This window comes from Streptomyces sp. NPDC001135 (assembly GCF_053598395.1).
The window spans coordinates 247,952-264,327 of record NZ_JBSFKD010000007.1; the positions used below are offsets into that span (position 1 = coordinate 247,952).

At 69.0% G+C, this 16,376-nt stretch carries 11 protein-coding genes and 3 pseudogenes; 4 read left to right on the forward strand and 10 right to left on the reverse strand.

Annotated elements, in window-relative coordinates:
* Positions 1-43 precede the first annotated feature (43 nt).
* Positions 44-160, forward strand: a pseudogene (locus tag ACWC94_RS12325) (GntR family transcriptional regulator); the annotation flags it as partial.
* Positions 161-251: 91 nt separating this feature from the next.
* Here the strand turns inward: ACWC94_RS12325 and ACWC94_RS12330 are convergent.
* A complete protein-coding gene (locus ACWC94_RS12330) occupies positions 252-1,982 on the reverse strand; it encodes a glycoside hydrolase family 6 protein (RefSeq protein ID WP_450796455.1) in 1,731 nt (576 codons plus the stop codon).
* Between the two features lie 478 nt (positions 1,983-2,460).
* On the opposite strand from ACWC94_RS12330, the gene ACWC94_RS12335 reads away from it, so the two are divergent.
* Positions 2,461-3,579 (forward strand): GH12 family glycosyl hydrolase domain-containing protein, encoded by a 1,119-nt coding sequence (locus ACWC94_RS12335; protein WP_450796456.1) that lies wholly within the window; start codon positions 2,461-2,463, stop codon positions 3,577-3,579.
* A gap of 75 nt (positions 3,580-3,654) precedes the next feature.
* On the opposite strand, the pseudogene ACWC94_RS12340 reads toward ACWC94_RS12335, so the two are convergent.
* Positions 3,655-3,921: pseudogene (locus tag ACWC94_RS12340) on the reverse strand (polysaccharide deacetylase family protein); the annotation flags it as partial.
* On the opposite strand from ACWC94_RS12340, the pseudogene ACWC94_RS12345 reads away from it, so the two are divergent.
* A pseudogene (locus ACWC94_RS12345) lies at positions 3,919-4,149 on the forward strand (polysaccharide deacetylase family protein); the annotation flags it as partial. The pseudogenes ACWC94_RS12340 and ACWC94_RS12345 overlap by 3 nt on opposite strands.
* 189 nt (positions 4,150-4,338) lie before the next feature.
* Here ACWC94_RS12345 and ACWC94_RS12350 read toward each other — a convergent pair.
* The 8 genes from ACWC94_RS12350 to ACWC94_RS12385 all read right to left on the reverse strand — a co-directional run bounded on the left by ACWC94_RS12350 (position 4,339) and on the right by ACWC94_RS12385 (position 14,209).
* Positions 4,339-5,022, reverse strand: a complete 684-nt coding sequence (locus tag ACWC94_RS12350; protein ID WP_450796457.1) for a glycoside hydrolase family 11 protein — start codon at positions 5,020-5,022, stop codon at positions 4,339-4,341.
* 241 nt (positions 5,023-5,263) lie between these two features.
* Positions 5,264-6,319: a LacI family DNA-binding transcriptional regulator gene (locus ACWC94_RS12355; protein ID WP_450796458.1), complete on the reverse strand. Its 1,056-nt coding sequence runs from the start codon at positions 6,317-6,319 to the stop codon at positions 5,264-5,266.
* Between the two features lie 161 nt (positions 6,320-6,480).
* A complete protein-coding gene (locus ACWC94_RS12360) occupies positions 6,481-7,536 on the reverse strand; it encodes an endo-1,4-beta-xylanase (protein WP_450796459.1) in 1,056 nt (351 codons plus the stop codon).
* Between the two features lie 62 nt (positions 7,537-7,598).
* A complete protein-coding gene (locus ACWC94_RS12365) occupies positions 7,599-9,830 on the reverse strand; it encodes a glycoside hydrolase family 3 N-terminal domain-containing protein (protein ID WP_450796460.1) in 2,232 nt (743 codons plus the stop codon).
* A gap of 51 nt (positions 9,831-9,881) precedes the next feature.
* Positions 9,882-10,646, reverse strand: a complete 765-nt coding sequence (locus tag ACWC94_RS12370) for a carbohydrate ABC transporter permease (RefSeq protein WP_450796470.1) — start codon at positions 10,644-10,646, stop codon at positions 9,882-9,884.
* Positions 10,647-10,726: 80 nt separating this feature from the next.
* Positions 10,727-11,719, reverse strand: coding sequence for a carbohydrate ABC transporter permease (locus ACWC94_RS12375; RefSeq protein WP_450796471.1), 993 nt, complete (start codon positions 11,717-11,719; stop codon positions 10,727-10,729).
* A 6-nt stretch (positions 11,720-11,725) separates the two neighbouring features.
* Positions 11,726-13,030: an extracellular solute-binding protein gene (locus ACWC94_RS12380; RefSeq protein ID WP_450796461.1), complete on the reverse strand. Its 1,305-nt coding sequence runs from the start codon at positions 13,028-13,030 to the stop codon at positions 11,726-11,728.
* Between the two features lie 126 nt (positions 13,031-13,156).
* Positions 13,157-14,209, reverse strand: coding sequence for a LacI family DNA-binding transcriptional regulator (locus ACWC94_RS12385; RefSeq protein ID WP_450796462.1), 1,053 nt, complete (start codon positions 14,207-14,209; stop codon positions 13,157-13,159).
* Positions 14,210-15,376: 1,167 nt separating this feature from the next.
* On the opposite strand from ACWC94_RS12385, the gene ACWC94_RS12390 reads away from it, so the two are divergent.
* Positions 15,377-16,376, forward strand: a 1,000-nt coding sequence (locus tag ACWC94_RS12390; protein ID WP_450796463.1) for a non-reducing end alpha-L-arabinofuranosidase family hydrolase, incomplete at its 3' end; no start/stop codon positions are given.

The following is a 16,376-nucleotide window of genomic DNA, read 5'->3' on the forward strand; positions in this document are numbered from 1 at the left end:
GCCGGCAAGGTCAACTCACCTGTCGGCAGGACCTTCGAACGCGGCGATCCACCCTACCATCAGGGACGGAGACCCCGGAGCCGCGGCGCCGGCGGCCGCCGTCCATCTGGACCGGACCCTTGAGGACCATCGCCGCGAGATCCAGCGCCGCGCCCACGGCTGGGCCGAAGACCTCGGGGCCGGCGGACCGGTCCGCCGGGTCCGGCCCTCGGCGAGGACCGGACCCGGCGAGCACACCCCGCGCCAGAGGACTACGGCAGCGGCGGGTAGGCGTTCTGCATCAGCTGCTGGAACTGGGCGGAGAACCAGTGCCCGGCCAGCGGCGCGTTCGGCAGGGCGCCGCTGGGGTTGTTGCCGTTGCGGGCGTTACCACCGTACGTGGGGTCGCACATCCGGTCGAAGCCCTTGCCCTCGTCGTTGGGGATGGCGGTGCTGGAGCCGTCGGACTGTCCCGGCGGCTTGACCCAGACGTAGGCGTCGACACCGGCGGCCGGGGCCGCGGTGGGCCGCTGCCCGAGTCCGGCGCCGCTCTGGTTGCACCAGTTGCCGACATGGACGCGCCGGTCGATGCGGCCGCCGTTGACGTAGGCGTCGACGGAGGTCAGCGGGCCGGGGCCGGTGGGCCGGGCGGTTCCGCCCCAGCCGTCGCGGGAGGTGTCGATCAGCATGCCGAGGCCGGAGTCGAACCCGGCCGCGATCAGCTTGTCCCGCAGACCGAGCGCATACGACTGCTCGTCGACGTACTGGTTCCAGTCGACCCACTTCGACTGGCGCACGGTCTGCCCGTTCACGGTGTCCGTGACCTTGACGTTCGGCTCCGTGACAGGGCCGTAGTTGGCGGTGTTGACGATGAACCCGGCCACGTCGTTCACGCTCGCGCCGTTGGACGTGGCGACCTTGGCGAACTCCTGCACGGACGGGCCGAGGTTGGTGTCCCAGCCGAGCCAGCCGTGGTGGCCCGCGTCGAGGTAGTTGTAGACGTTCGGGATGGCGCCGAGCTTGCCCAGGGCGTACGAGACACCCCTCTCGTAGTTGCCGTTGCTCTTCATGGTCACGCAGGCGTCGGTGGTCGTGTTGGTGCCGCCCGCGTTGGTGACCAGGTTGGGCAGCGAGTCAGGCTCGATGACCGTGGCGATGCGCAGGCCCGCGTACTTGGGGTCGGCGAGGATCGTGGCGATGGGGTCGATGTACTGGCTCTTGTACTTGTCGAGGTCGTTCGGCCCGAGCTCACCGTTGGAGGCGAGGGCGGCGCAGTCGCGTCCTGGCAGGTCGTAGACGACGAGTTGGATGACGAGGTCGCCGGAGCCCTTCTGCTTGAGTGCCTCGTCCAGGTGAGCGCGCAGGCCCATGCCTCCGTTGACGCCGTCGATCGCGGCGATCCGGTCGAGCCAGACGGCGGTGGACTGATGGGCGATACGGCTGCCACCGGGTTCGGCGGCGGCCTTGGCCGACCACTCGGGGTCCACGTACCCTTTGGCCCCGGCGTAGGGGTTGTCGACCCGGTTGCCGGTGCCCCCGCCCCCGCCTCCGCCGCCTGTGCCACCGCCACTGGAGCCACTGCCGTCGTCGACGTTGCAGGTGACCCCGTCGAGGGTGAAGGTGGCGGGTAAGGCATTGGTGCCGGTGTAGGTGCCGTTGAAGCCGAAGCTGACCGAACCGCCGCTCGCCAGCGAGCTGTTGTAGCTCTCGTTGGCCGCGGTGACGGTGGCGCCGCCCTGGGTGATCTTCGCGTTCCAGCCGCTGGTGACCTGCTGGTTGCCGGCGTACGACCACTTCAGCGACCAACTCGACTTGGCGGCAGCGTTGTTGGTGATCGTCACGGCGGCGGTGAAGCCGGTGTCCCACTGGTTCTGCACCTTGTAGTCCACGGAGCAGGGGATCGAGGAGGTGGCGGCGCCCGCCGGTGCCGCGAGAAGCGCCGCCCCGGAGGATCCGGCGAGCACCGACAGTGCGGCGAACAGTGACAGGTGAGTACGTCTCATGAGCGTGGATTCCTTCCCCTTGAGGGGTGATGACGGAGTGCGGGTGGCCAGGTGCTCGCACAGGCCGGTGCCGATGGAGTGGGGTGCCGTCGTGGGCGGAGGCCAGAAGCCCCCGCCGGATCGGATCGTCACGGAGCCCCGGACGTCCCTGGCGATGGCTGGTGGCGAGGTATGCGGGGATGTCGCATGAGCGAGCCCTTGCATCCGGGCACGCCGTGACAGATGCGCCGACTGATGGAAGCGCTCCCACTGGTGCGAGGGACCGTATCGCCAACTCACCCGAATGCACAGGGGTGTTGCTTCACTTTTTTTATGTGGCACGGTTCCGATGATTCAACTTCTCAACACCTTGACCTCGCCCGCACGCATCCCCACTATGGGAGCGCTCCCATCGGTTCAAGCCTTGACCGCCTTCGAGTCACCCCTGCCTCGGAGGAACAAGAACCACGGCTCCCCACACCCCACACGGAGGATCCGCATGCACCGGTCAGCTCCCCAGGCCCGAAGAGCGCACACCTTGCTCAGCGCGCTGCTCACCACCCTCGTCACGGTCGCGGCGCTGCTCACCGCCGCTTCGACCTCGCACGCCGACACCACGGTCTGCGAGCAGTTCGGCTCCACCACGATCGGCGGACGCTACGTCGTACAGAACAACCGCTGGAACACGAGTGAGCCCCAGTGTGTCTCCGCCACGGACAACGGCTTCCGGGTCGTCCAGGCGGACGGGTCGGTGCCGACCACTGGCGCCCCGAAGTCCTACCCGTCCGTGTTCAACGGCTGCCACTACACCAACTGCTCCCCCGGGACGCGCCTCCCGGCCGTCCTCGGCTCCATCGCCGCAGCACCCACGAGCATCTCCTACACCTACGTGAGCGGAGCCGCCTACGACGCCGCCTACGACATCTGGCTCGACCCCACGCCCCGCACCGACGGTGTGAACCGCACCGAGATCATGATCTGGTTCAACCGCGTGGGGGCCGTGCAGCCGGTGGGCTCGCAGGTGGGTTCCGTCACCGTGGCCGGCCGCCCGTGGCAGCTGTGGTCCGGTAACAACGGCTCCAACGACGTCCTGACCTTCGTCGCGCCCTCGGCGATCGACAGCTGGAACTTCGACGTGATGGACTTCGCCCGGCAGGCCGTCGCCCGCGGGCTCGCCCAGGACAACTGGTATCTGACGAGCATTCAGGCAGGCTTCGAGCCCTGGCAGAACGGCGCGGGACTCGCCGTCACCTCCTTCTCCTCGACCGTCGACCTCGGCAGCGGCACACCCAGCGGGCCCACGGCGTGCAAGGTGGCCTACAGCACGAACACCTGGCAGGGCGGCTACACCGCGGACATCACGCTGACCAACACGGGGTCCTCCGCGGTCGACGGCTGGCATCTCGCGTTCACCCTGCCTGCGGGGCAGCGGATCACCAGCACATGGAACACCGGCATCTCTCCCTCGTCGGGAGCCGTGACAGCCGACAGCCTCGCCTACAACGCGTCCCTCTCCCCCGGCGCCCGGGTCTCCTTCGGGTTCCAGGGCACCTACAACGGCAGCTTCGCCAAGCCGACGGCCTTCAGTCTGAACGGCCATTCCTGCAGCACGGCTTGACCTGCCGCAGCAGGCTGCTGGTGTCCCGCCGGTCCATCGGTGACGCCACCGAGACCGGGCTCCGGACGGATGACGTCAGCCGTCCGGAGCCACCGCACGGCCGGTCCGCGGGGAGATCATGCCCGCACACAGGCCGCGGCCCGCCAGACCCTGCGCGATGCGTGGGATCGCGGCGCGTGTGTGGGCGGCCCAGTCGTGCATGAGGATGATCTGGCCGTTGGTGAGCCGCGCCGCTGCCTGCGCGATCGCATCGGTGCTCGCGCCGTTCCAGTCCTGCGAGTCGACGTCCCACAGGATCTCGGTCAGACCGTACGTGGCCTCGACGCTCCTCACCGTGGCGCCTCGGCCCATGCCGCAGCCTGCACCGGTTACGTCGGGCTGACCTTCGACGACGGCCCGTCCGCCGGAACACCGGCGCTGCTCGACGTGCTCCGGCAGAACGGACTACGGGCCACGATGTTCAACGAGGGGCAGTACGCCGCCGCCAACCCGTCCCTGGTACGGGCGCAGGTCACCGCCGGCATGTGGGTCGGCAACCACAGCCACACCCACCCCCACCTGCCCCGACTCCGGGGGCGACGGCGAGGGTGCACGCGCCCACCGTCGCGACGACGGCCAGTTTCGCCATGAGGGAGCGCGACGAGTGATGTGGTCGCCTGCTTCCCGGTCGGATTCTCATGCGGATGCTCCTTCAACCTGAGGCGGGGGCGGGGAGGGGGCCCGCCTGCCCGACGGGACGGCCAGGCAGACCCAACTCACTCAGCTCACCGTGATGTTGGAGCTGCCGCTGCTCTGGTAGCCCTCGGTCGCCAGGATCATGTAGTACTTGAAGCTGCCCAGGCGCATCCCGGCGCGGCCCCATGCGTCGAAGTGGTTCCCGGTGGTGATGGATCCGCCCGTGCGCTTGGACTGTCGGACACTCCAGTACTGGTCGAAGGTGCGGTTGCCCTCGACGGACGGGGCGTTGTACCGCGTCGTGCGGTACATGTCGTAGGTGCCGCCGTCACTGGTGACGGTGCCCTGGTACGCGCCGGTGGGCCGGTACGTGCCCCAGTTGTCGACGATGTAGTACTCGACGAGTGGGTTCGTCGTCCAGCCGTAGAGCGACAGATAGGCGTTGCCGGAGGGGTTGAAGGAGCCCCAGTAGTTCACGGTCCGCCGGGAGCCGTTGGCCCAGCCCTTGCCGGCCACGAAGTTCCCCGTGTTCCGCCACGAGGTGCGGTAACCGCCACCGGAGGACAGGGTCATGGAGACGGTCCCGGGGGCGTCGGTCCAGAACGAGTAGTAGTAGCCGTTGTCGGTGCCGGTCTGGTTGGTCGTGATGGTCGTGTCCGCGTACGCGGTGCCCGGCAGCGCCAGCGTGGCCGCGCCGACCGCCAGGGCGCCTGCCGTGCCGATGAAGGTGCGGCGGTTCATGGGGGGTATGGGGGGTTTGTCGCGCATGTTCATGCGCCTCCTCCTGGTGGGGCCTGCGAGAGGCTGCACAGCCATTGAGGTGCCTGTCGACGTCGATAGGTTGATGCCGGGCCTGCGGACTGTCAACTCTTTCGACGAAGAGTGCGAAACTCTTGAGTTCTGATGATGCTGTTCCCGAACGTCAACTTCCCTGGCCACAGGGCTCTTTGACGCACGCCACAACAGACTCGGCTCAGCGAGGCCCGATGGCAGACAACATGACGAAGTGTCAGTCGGAAGGAGTGTCCGAAACTCTTTCGAAGGAGGGCGCCGCCGTGCTCTGCCGCACGACCAGGCTCGTCGTCAGTTCGAGCCGGGTCGCCACCGGCTCCTGTGACCGCAGCCGCAGCAGCATCCGGGTCGCGCCCTCGGCCATCTCCCGCAGCGGCTGGTGGACCGTCGTGAGGGCGGGGCTCGACCACTGGGCCAGGGGTACGTCGTCGTAGCCGACCACGGACAGATCGTGCGGGACGCGCAGGTCCCGCAGCCGGGCGGCCTCCAGGACGCCGAGGGCCTGGAGGTCGCTCCCCGCGAAGATCGCAGTCGGCGGATCGTCCAGATCGAGCAGCTCGGCCGCACGCTCGCGCCCGCCCTCGACGTGGAAGTCGCCGTACCGCACAAGCTCGGGATCCGCCACCAGACCCGCCATACTGAGCGCCGAACGGTAGCCGTCGAGGCGGGCCAGCGAGCAGAGCATGTCCTCCGGACCCGTGATGATGCCGATGCGACGGTGACCGAGCTGGACCAGATGCCTCGTGGCGGCCAGGCCCCCGTTCCAGTTGGCGGAGCCCACCGAGGGCACGTCAGGGTCGGGGTCGCCGGCCGGGTCGATGACGACGAACGGGATGGAGCGCGAGCGCAGCCGCCGCTTCACCTCCGCGGGCAGCGCCGAGAAGACCAGCACCACACCGCGCGGACTGCGCTGCAGAACGCCCTCGATCCACTCGGGCCCCGGAGCCTGGCGGGTGCCGCTCTCGGTGAGCACCACGCTGGCGCCGTTGGCCTTGGCGACCTTCTCCACCCCACGGATCAGCTCCAGCGCCCAGACGCTCTCCAGTTCGTGGAAGACAAGCTCGATGAGAGGCGCCTCGCGGGCAGCCCGGGTGGTACGGCGGTACGCGTTGTCGTCCAGGACGCGCTCCACTTTGGCGCGGGTCGGCGCGGCCACGTCCTGTCGCCCGTTGAGCACCTTCGAGACTGTCGAAAGGGACACCCCCGCCAGCTGGGCCACCTGCGCCAGGGTGATGCGACCAACGCCCTCGTGCTCTCGCATGCCCAGGAGCATAAGGCACGGTCAACTGCCCACACCGGGTGATGCGTGGATCGTTCGAAAGGTTTCGACGCGCGGCCCGGGTGCCTTTGCGGCCTGATCAGGTACGCGCGCAACAGCTCGATGGTGCCGGCCAACGAGAAGGCGGCCGCGATCTGGCTGCGCGCGCCCCAGGTCTACCGCAGAGCCTCACGGATCGCGTCGTACGCGGGCTTGTGTGCGAGGTTCTCGTCCCAGGGCAGGGCCGCGCCCTCGCCCGGGAAGACCGCGGGGATCCATGAGTGCTTGTCGGAGTAGCCCCACAGGGTGATGCCGACGCAGCGCTTCACGGCGAGGCAGGCGTCGGTCACCTTGCCGTACCAGTCGGCCTGTTGGGCCAGTTTGGCCGCGTCGGACGGTAGGGTCATGCGGATGTCCAGCTCGGTGATCGCGACGTCGACGCCGAGTGCGGCGAAGCGCTGGATGTTCTGCTCCATCCGGTCCGGGAATCCGTACTGCAGCGCCAGATGCGCCTGCATGCCGAACCCGTCGATCGGGACGTGGTCGGCCTTGAGCCGCTTGATCAGCGTGTAGTAGGCGTCGGACTTGGGGCCCACGGCTTCGACGTTGTAGTCGTTCAGATAGAGCCTGACCTTGGGGTCGGCGGCGTGGGCCCAGCGCAGCGCGTCGGCGATGTAGGACGGGCCGATCGTCCTGTAGAAGATGTTCTCCCGGTAGGTGCCGTCCTCGTTCATGATCTCGTTGGCGACGTCCCAGGCGAAGACCTTGCCCTTGTAGTGCTTGACGACGTGCGTGATGTGGTTCTTGAGGATGGAGCGCAGTTCGTCCTTGGTCCAGGTGCCGGACGTGAGCCAGTCCGGCAGCTGCTGGTGCCACAGGAGGTTGTGACCGCGCACCTTCAGGCCCTTGGCCTTCGCGTAGTTCACTATCTCGTCCCCCGCGGTGAAGTCGAAGACGCCACGCTGCGGTTCGGTGGCGTACCACTTCATGCCGTTGCCAGGGGTGGTGGCGTCGAACTCCTTGCCGAGCAGGTCGGCGTACGGGGTGTCGGCGAGTTCCGGGTTGTCGACGGCGGCCCCGAAGTAGCGGCCGGTACGTTCGGCGAGTTGGCCGAGGGTGGGGTCGGCGGTGTGCCGGTGGGTGCCCGCGTGGGCGGCCGGGGCGACGGCGAGCCCCGCCAGAAGGGCTGCCGCGGCGGCGAGCGTGGCGGTTCGGACACGAGTGGAGCGCATCATGGATCTCCTCAACTAGGTTGCGGATACCGGTGGTTGACCTTGGGCTTGAGCCGACGCGGCTACTTGACACGCATCTCGCAGCGCCACCGCCGCTCGTGCCCGACCTCGCGGACCGGGCCCGTCAGGGTGAGCGGCACGGTGTGGTGGACGTGTGCGCTGGAGGTGGCCAGGCGCAGTTCGAGGGCGCCGGGTTCGACGACGCGGCGGCCGTCGGCTCCGGTGTACGCGGCCAGGTCCGCCGGGAAGGTGGCGTGGACCTCGGCGGACGCCCCCGCGTCGAGCGGCACCCGGGCGTAGCCGACGAGCCGGACATCGGGCTGGGCGACGGTGGCGAGCGGGTCGTGGAGGTAGAGCTGGACGATCTCGGTGCCCGGCCGGTCGCCGGTGTTACGGACAGTGAGGCGGATCGAGGTCCCGCCGTCGGTGGGGAGTTCGGGGCTCTCGCACTGGGGGGCCTCCCAGGCGAAGGTGGTGTACGACAGGCCGTGGCCGAACGGGTAGAGGGGGGTCGGGTCGACCGTGCTGGGGAAGCCGTTCCGGGCGAGCGGCGGCGCGAGGTACGGGGCGGGCTGACCGCCGGGGCTGCGCGGCACCGCGATCGGCAGTCGCCCCGACGGCTCCACACGCCCGGAGAGGACGCCGGCGACGGCCGGACCGCCCTCCTGCCCGGGGAAGAACGCCTGGACGACGGCCGCGGCCCGAGCGGCCCAGCGGCCCAGCGCGTAGGGCCGCCCGCTGAGGACGACGACGACGAACGGAGCGCCGGACGCCATGATCTCGTCCAGCAATGCCCCTTGCCCGTAGGGCAGTTCCAGGTCCTCGGCGTCGCAGCCCTCGCCCGACGAGCCGCGTCCGAACAGACCGGAGCGGTCCCCGACCACGGCGAGCACCACATCCGCGCCGGCCGACTCGTCGACGAACTCGGCGCCCGGGAACTCCGCGCGCAGCGCCTGGGTAAGCGTCAACACCTCGACTCCGACGGGGAGTTCGGGGTGGTGCACGCCCACGTGCCTCGGGAAGGTGTAGCAGCCCATCATGGCGGCCTGCTCGTCGGCGAGCGGCCCGACGACGGCGATCCGCAGCCCGTCTCCCAGCGGCAGCGTTCCGGCGTCGTTGGCGAGCAGCACGACCGACTCCTCGGCGACCCTCCTCGCCAGCTCCCGCATGTGCGGCGGGTTCAGATCGACGGGCACACTCCCGATGCCGGGCTCACCATCGGCGTCGAGCAGCCCCAGTTCGCACTTCTGGGTCAGGACGCGCAGCGCGGCCCGGTCGAGCAGATCCTCGGGGAGCGGGTCCGTCAGGCTGAAGCAGCGGGCGGCGGGCAGCTCCACGTCGACGCCCGCGGCGAGGGCGAGCCGCGCCGCGCCGGGCTCCCCGTCCGCGACCCGGTGCGCCTCTTCGAGGAGCGAGACACCGTAGTAGTCCGAGACCACGGTGCCGCTGAACTCCCATTGTTCGCGAAGGATTCGAGTGAGCAGCATCTGGTGGGCGTGGGCGGGCAGGCCGTCGATGTCGTTGTAGGAGGGCATCACGGAGCGGGCACCGCCGTCGCGGATCGCCATCTCGAACGGCGGCAGGATGACGTCCGCGAGTTCGCGCGGCCCGATCGACGCGGGCGCGTGGTTGCGGGCGGCTCGGGAGGCCGAGTACGCGGCGAAGTGCTTGAGCGTCGCAATGATGCCGGCGGTTTCCAGGCCGCGTACGTACGCGGAACCGATCGTGCCGACGAGATAGGGGTCCTCGCCGATGGTCTCCTCGGTGCGGCCCCAGCGTGGATCCCGTACCACGTCCAGGACCGGGGCGAGGCCCTGGTGGATGCCGACCGCGCGCATCGATGTGCCGATCGCCTGGGCCATGTCCGTGATCAGCGCGGGGTCGAAGGTGGCGCCCCAGGCGAGCGGGGTCGGGAAGACGGTGGCCTGCCAGGCGGTGAAGCCGGTCAGGCACTCCTCGTGGGCGAGCGCGGGCAGCTCGAACCGGTTGCCCGCGCGGATGGTGCGCTGCAGTTCGGCGAGGCGGGCGGCGCCTTCTGCCGGATCCACGGGAACGGTGCCGAAAGGGCGGGTCAGCTGGCCGACCCCGTACGGGAGCAGCGTGTCCAGGGCGGCGCTGCGGTGGGCGTACGCGTTCTGGCCGGGGGCGACCTCTGCGCCCGCTGTTTCGTCTGCGGAGCTGCCGAGCCAGACACTGGACAGCTGGGCGGTCTTCTCCTCGCGGGTCATCCGGGCGAGCAGGTCCGCCGCCCGGGCTTGCGCGGACAGGGTGGTGTCCTGCCATGGCTGAACCATGGAACTCCTCAAGTACGTTGTGGAAGTGGGGCGTTGATAGCGACGGTGGTGTCAGCCCTTGGTCGCGCCCAATGTGATGCCGCCGATCAACTGCCGTTCGGCCACCGCGTAGAAGGCCAGCGCAGGTGCCATGGACAGGATCAGGTAGGCGAAGATGCGGGCGGTGTCGCTGGAGTACTGGCCCTGGAACTGCTGGACGCCGACCGGGATCGTCCACCAGGTGGGTTCGCTGAAGACGAGCAGGGGGAGCAGGAAGTTGTTCCAGCTGGTCACCACGGCGAGGACGGAGACGGTGCCGAGCGCGGGCCGCGCCATCGGCAGCAGGACCCGCCAGAAGAAGCCGAACGCGGAGCAGCCGTCGAGCGTGGCTGCCTCCTCCAGTTCGCCGGGGATCTCCCGGAAGAAGTTGCGCAGGATGACCACGGTCATGGGCAGCGCGAACGCGGCCTGCGGCAGGATCACGCCCCACGGGTTGTCGAGCAGTCCGAACGTGCGCAGGAGCACGAACAGCGGCAGGATCGCCACCGCGAACGGGAACATCAGGCCGACCGTGAAGAGAGTGAAGAGCACCTCCCGTCCCCGGAAGGCGAATCGGGCGAGCGCGAACGCGGCGAGCGCAGCGGCACCCACCGTCAGCACGGTGGTCGCGACGGCGATCAGGGTCGACGAGCCGAGCATGCGCCAGAACGCGCTGTCCTCGAGGATGTCGGAGTAGTTCTTCGTCACCCACGGGGACGGCAGGCCGAACGAGTTGCCGGAGAGCTGGTCGGTGGACTTGAAGCCGGAGATGAGCGCGTACAGCAGCGGCGTCACCATGACGACGCCGATCAGCCACACCGTCACGTACAGGGGCAGGGACGTGAAGCTGCGTCGCCGTGCAGCCGGAGCCGGGGCCGTCATCGGGATCCTCGCATGTTCGTGAGGGCGCCTTCGGTGTCGCGGCGCAGCACATGGCGCTGGTAGAAGAGCGCGAAGACGAGGCTGATGAGGAACATGACGATCGAGATCGCGCTGGCGTACCCCATCTGGTAGCGCTTGAAGCCGAACTGGAACATCGTGACCGCCATGGTCTCGGAGTGGTGGTCGGGTCCGCCCTGCGTCACCACCCACACCAGGTCGAAGAGCTGGATCGCGCCGATCACGGACAGGAAGATGCTCATCCGGATCGTCGGTCCGAGCAGGGGCAGGGTGATGTGGCGGAAACGCAGCCAGGCGTTCGCCCCGTCGAGGCGGGCAGCTTCCGTCAGTTCGGCGGGAATGCCCTGGAGCCCCGCCAGGAGCAGCATCATGTGGAATCCGAAGTACTTCCAGGTCATGACCAGGAAGAGGGTCGCCAGGACGGTGTTCTGGCCGGCGAACCAGAGGCCGCCGGCACCGTCGAGGCCGACGGCGCCGAGCACCTTGTCGGCGAGCCCGCCGTCCGGCGCGAAGATCATCGAGAACAGCACGCCGGTGATGACTTCCGACAGGACGTACGGGGCGAAGAACAGCATCCGGTAGACGGCGCGACCGCGCAGTTCCTGGTTGAGGAGCACGGCCATGGCGAGCGCGAACGGGAGTTGCAGACCGAGCGAGAGCCCCACCAGGAGCAGGCCGCGCCACAGGTCGCCGAGGAACACCGGGTCCTGGAACAGGCGGGTGAAGTTGTCCAGGCCCACGAAGTCCGAAGGCGGGCCGAAACCACCCCAGTTGAACAAGGAGACGTATCCCGCGTACAGGATCGGGATCGCCACGAACACGAGGAACAGAGCGAGCCCGGGGACGGTGAACAGGAAGGCGGTCAGCCAGTCGCGCACCCGGCGGGCCACCGGCCGCCGGTTCCTCACCCGACCGGTCGCCGACCCCTCTCGCAGAGTGGGTCCCGCGTCCTCGATCTGGGTCGAAGTCATGGTCATCTACTGGCTCTTCGCGGCCTGTGTGATGGAACGGTTCACCTCTTGCGGGGACTTGGAGCCCGCGATGAGCGCGGCCACCGAGTCGTTGACCTCCTGGCCGACGGCCGGCGGGAAGGCCTGGTCGAGGTAGAGCTGGAAGGCCGTGGCGGCGTTCAGCAGGTCGGAGACTGCCTTGAGGTTGGGATCGGTGAGGGCGTCCCGGGCCTTCGTGTTCACCGGGATCATCCCGCCTTCCCTGACGAGTCTGCTGTCGCTCTCGGGGCCGACGAACCACTTCAGGAAGTCGAGGGCCTCCTGGGGCCCGCCCTTGCGCAGCGCGTAGCCGCCGCCACCGCCGAAGACGTCGGTGGACTTGCCCTTGCCCCCGTCGACCGCCGGGAAGGGGAAGAAGCCGAGGTCGGAGCCGATGCCCTTGCCCTCCGACTTCTGCGTATTGGGCGCCCACTGGCCCATCAGTTCCATGGCCGCCTTGGCGTTGCCCATGGTGGCTGCCTCACCGGTCGGCCCCGGGTACGCGGCGCCCAGGAAACCCTTCTGGAACGGCTGCAGGTCCACGAGTTCCTTGAGGTGCTCGCCCGCCTTGACGAAGTCGTCGCCGCTGAAGTCCTTCGCGTCCGCGGCCTTCTGCATGCCGTCGACCCCGGCGATGCGGATCGCCAGATACGCCCAGTAGTACATGCCGGGCCACTTCTCCTTGCCGGCGAGGGCGATCGGCGTGATGCCGGCGGTCTTGAGCTTCTTGACGGCGTCGAGGAGTTCGGCCCAGGTCGTGGGTGGGGCGGCGATCTTGGCCTGCTTGAAGAGCGCCTTGTTGTACCAGAAGCCGACGGCTCCGATGTCGACCGGAACGGCGTAGGTCCTGCCGTCGAACTCGTACGCCTTGCGCGAGGCGGGCACCAGGTCCCCGATCCAGTCCTTGACCTGGTCGGTGATGTCCTCGGTGAGACCTGCGTCGACCTGCTGCTTGAGGACGCCACCGCCCCACGTGTTGTACAGGTCGGGCAGCTTTCCCGTACCGACGAGGGCTGTCATCTTCGACTTGAAGGCGTCGTTCTCCAGCGGCACGAGCTTGATCTTGACCTTGGGATGCGCCTTCTCGTACGCCTTGGCCTGCTGGGGCCACAAGTGCTTGCTGGGCTCCGTGGTCTGGATGTGCCACCACTCGACAACGGTCCTGCCCTGGCTGTCCTTGCCGCCGGAGTCGGAGCTCCCGCACGACGTGAGCACGGCGGTGCCCAGACCCGCGACGGAGACCACTCCGAGGAAGCGGCGACGGGAGAGAGAAGAAGGGGCAGTGTCTGGCATGGCACACCTTCCGGAAGGGATCCGTAAATTATCGGGGAGGTGGCCACGGAAATTACGGGCATGCGTCGGGGGTGTCAACGGCCTTGACAAAAAGGGCCGTTGACACCCCCGGAGTATTACGCTCCGCTACGCTTGGCGCGGCGCTGCCGTACTGGCCCTGACCACGAGTTCCGTCGCCAGTTCGACCCGTGGCGAGGCGGGGGCGACCGAGCGTGCGAGATCGAGGACCGAACGTGCCGCCAACTTCCCCATGTCGGCGAGAGGTTGGCGCACGGTCGTCAGCGGCGGCGCCGACCAGCGCACCTCCGGCAGGTCGTCGAAGCCGACGATGCTCATGTCCTCGGGCACCCTGAGGCCACGCCGCCGCAGTGCCTCGATCGCGCCGAGCGCCATCTGGTCACTGGCCGCGAAGATCGCGGTCGGCGGGTCGGCCAGGTCGAGCAGGCGACCCGCGCCCGTGAAGCCGGACTCGTGGTAAAAGTCGCCGGGCACGATGAGTTCGTCGGCGGCCGGCACGCCCGCGACGTCGAGCGCGGCCCGGTAGCCGTCGAGCCGGGCCCGGGAGCACAGCAGCCGCGGCGGGCCCTCGATGAACCCGATGCGCCGGTGCCCGAGGTGCAGCAGATACTCGGTGGCCGCCATGCCGCCCGCCCAGTTGGTGGCGCCGACGGTCGGCGCCTCGGTGGCGGGTGATCCGGCCGGGTCGATCACCACCAACGGAACGCCCAGACGCCGCAGTTCATCGTGCAGGCCCGGCTCCAGGACCGAGGTCACCAGGATCACGCCGTCCGAGGCGCGGGCCCGCAGATTGGTCATCCACTGGCGCGCGGCGCCCGCCCGGTCGTGGATCGCGGAGACGACGGTGCCGACTCCCGCCTCGTGGGCGACCTCCTCCACACCCCGGATGATCTCCACGGCCCACGGGCTGTCCAGATCGTTGAAGACCAGGTCGAGCAGGGCCGCCCGGTCGCCCGTGGGCCTGCGCCGGTAGCCGTGCCGGTGCAGCAGGTCCTCGACCCGGGCCCGGGTGGCGGGCGAGACGTCGGAGCGCCCGTTGACGACCCGCGAGACGGTCGGCACCGAGACGCCGGCCTCCCGCGCGATCTCGGTGATCGTCACCTTGGCCGGCCCGTCCGGGCTCCGCGTGGCTGTCTTGCGTTGAGCGCCTTCCCCGGCCACATTCCCCTCCTCCGTCGACATGTGCTCCCGAAAGGTCTACGCCCTTCTTCCGGAAACCGTAGGACATGCCGTCGACCGGTCGCCGGTCAAGCCCTCCGCCAGTACGACCCGCCGAACATCGGCCTCGAATCTGCGCGCCGGGCGGTTTCAGGATCCCGCGCAGGCCGACGCAGATGCGGGCGGGGCTGGGCGCGCCGAGGGAAGGGGGTCCTCCTCGACGTACCCGGGCGTGGGGCAGGCGGCGCATCGGGGTGCGCGGCAGATGCCGGGGGGCTCGCGCCGGAAGGTGTCGACGTCATCCGGTTCGTCGAGCGGCGGCCGGTGTCACTCCGTTTCGCTCGGGGGCAGGACGAAGGCGGCACAGGGTCTGGGAGCGGCCCTGGGTTGCGGTGTTGCTTCCGGAACGCTCTCGGAACTTCTCGCTCCTCGTTACCGATACCACCTTTCCCGGCTGCGCCGCCGCCCCGTGGCGCGTGGCAAGGCGAGCGGCGGGTGCACCATGCGTTCACGTACGTCGATCAGGTCAGCGACAGCCACCTGGAACCCGACATCGGCCCTTCCTCGAACTCTGCTTCATTTCAGGCGAGTTGGCATCGAGCGACCAGACGGTGTGCTGGTGGGGCGGCGTCGACTTCGCGTCCCGGCACGCGTACACGTCGGGGCCGGCCCAGCATGTGCCGTTCGGGGTGCATCAGACGCTGGGCCCGGCGCCGGGGCTGCTCGAACGGTTCGGTGGCACCCACCGGCAGGTGAAGAAGCCGACGTACCACCTCTATGCGTTTGTGGCGCGCACGGGCGAGGAGGTACTTGCGCGCGGTGCCGACCGGTCCGGGCGAGGTGGAGCCGGCTCGCGGACAGCGGCCCAAGCCGACCACGACGTTGGCGCGGGCCGGATTCCAGGAGGTATTGACGCTGCTCTTTGGTTCCCTATCATCCCAGTTGCTCGATATTTCAATCTTTGTTCGAGATATCGAATCCAGAACACAAGAAGTCACCCTGCTCGCACAGCAGAGCACCGCCGAGTCGCGCCACCGCAACCACCGAGCCGCAAGGGGCATGCCGCACGGCGCAAATGGCATGCCCGCATCAATGCGGCTCGCGTCGACAGTCCGGGCAGTCCCTGACGGGGCCAACCGGAGCCGCTCACCCAAGGAGGACGAGGTCCCCATGCCCGGACGAGTCTTGAGCCGCAGACATCTGCCCGCCGTGTTCGCCGCCACAGTCGCGGCCCTGCTCCTGCTGGCGGCGACGCTCGTCGCCAACCCGGCTCAGGCCGCCACCGGCGGCGCCTTACGCGGTGTGGGTTCCGGCCGGTGTCTCGATGTACCGAACGCCAGCCAGACCGACGGCACCCACCCGCAGATCTGGGACTGCTCGGGCGGCACCAACCAGCAGTGGACGTGGACGGACAGCAACCAGCTGACCGTGTACGGCAACAAGTGTCTGGATGTTCCGGGCCACGCCACCACGGCCGGTACCCAGGTGCAGATCTGGACTTGCAGCGGCGGCGCGAACCAGCAGTGGCGGGTGAATTCCGACGGCACCATCGTCGGCGTGGAATCCGCGCTGTGCCTGGACGTCACCGGCGCCGGTACGGCCAACGGCACGGCGGTGGAGCTCTGGACGTGCAACGGCGGAAGCAACCAGAAATGGACAGGCCTGTCCGCGACGCCGGGTGGCGGCACCTGCTCGCTGCCGTCGACGTACCGGTGGGCGTCGACGGGTGCGCTGGCGCAGCCGGCGAACGGGTGGGTCTCACTGAAGGACTTCACCGACGTGGTGTACAACGGCAAGCACCTGGTCTACGCGTCGAACGTGTCGGGATCGTCGTACGGCTCGATGGCCTTCAGTCCCTTCGCGAACTGGTCGGACATGGCGTCGGCCGGCCAGACCGGGATGAGCCAGTCCGCGGTGGCGCCCACGCTGTTCTACTTCGCGCCCAAGAAGATCTGGGTGCTGGCGTCCCAGTGGGGCGCGTCGCCCTTCGTCTACCGCACGTCGAGCGACCCCACCCACCCCAACGGCTGGTCCGCGCCGCAGCCGCTGTTCACCGGCAGCATCCCCGGCGCCGCCCCGATCGACCAGACCCTGATCGCCGACGACCAGAACATGTACCTGTTCTTCGCCGGTGACAACGGCAAGATCTACCGGGCGAGCATGCCGATCG

Bases quoted from the DNA above. Each gene is read 5' to 3' on its own strand.
- ACWC94_RS12365 (WP_450796460.1), bottom strand. From the start codon at position 9,830: ATGGTTCAGCCATGGCAGGACACCACCCTGTCCGCGCAAGCCCGGGCG.
- ACWC94_RS12360 (WP_450796459.1), bottom strand. From the start codon at position 7,536: ATGCGCTCCACTCGTGTCCGAACCGCCACGCTCGCCGCCGCGGCAGCC.
- ACWC94_RS12380 (WP_450796461.1), bottom strand. From the start codon at position 13,030: ATGCCAGACACTGCCCCTTCTTCTCTCTCCCGTCGCCGCTTCCTCGGA.
- ACWC94_RS12330 (WP_450796455.1), bottom strand. From the start codon at position 1,982: ATGAGACGTACTCACCTGTCACTGTTCGCCGCACTGTCGGTGCTCGCC.
- ACWC94_RS12375 (WP_450796471.1), bottom strand. From the start codon at position 11,719: ATGACTTCGACCCAGATCGAGGACGCGGGACCCACTCTGCGAGAGGGG.
- ACWC94_RS12370 (WP_450796470.1), bottom strand. From the start codon at position 10,646: ATGGTGACGCCGCTGCTGTACGCGCTCATCTCCGGCTTCAAGTCCACC.
- ACWC94_RS12350 (WP_450796457.1), bottom strand. From the start codon at position 5,022: ATGCGCGACAAACCCCCCATACCCCCCATGAACCGCCGCACCTTCATC.
- ACWC94_RS12335 (WP_450796456.1), top strand. From the start codon at position 2,461: ATGCACCGGTCAGCTCCCCAGGCCCGAAGAGCGCACACCTTGCTCAGC.
- ACWC94_RS12355 (WP_450796458.1), bottom strand. From the start codon at position 6,319: ATGCTCCTGGGCATGCGAGAGCACGAGGGCGTTGGTCGCATCACCCTG.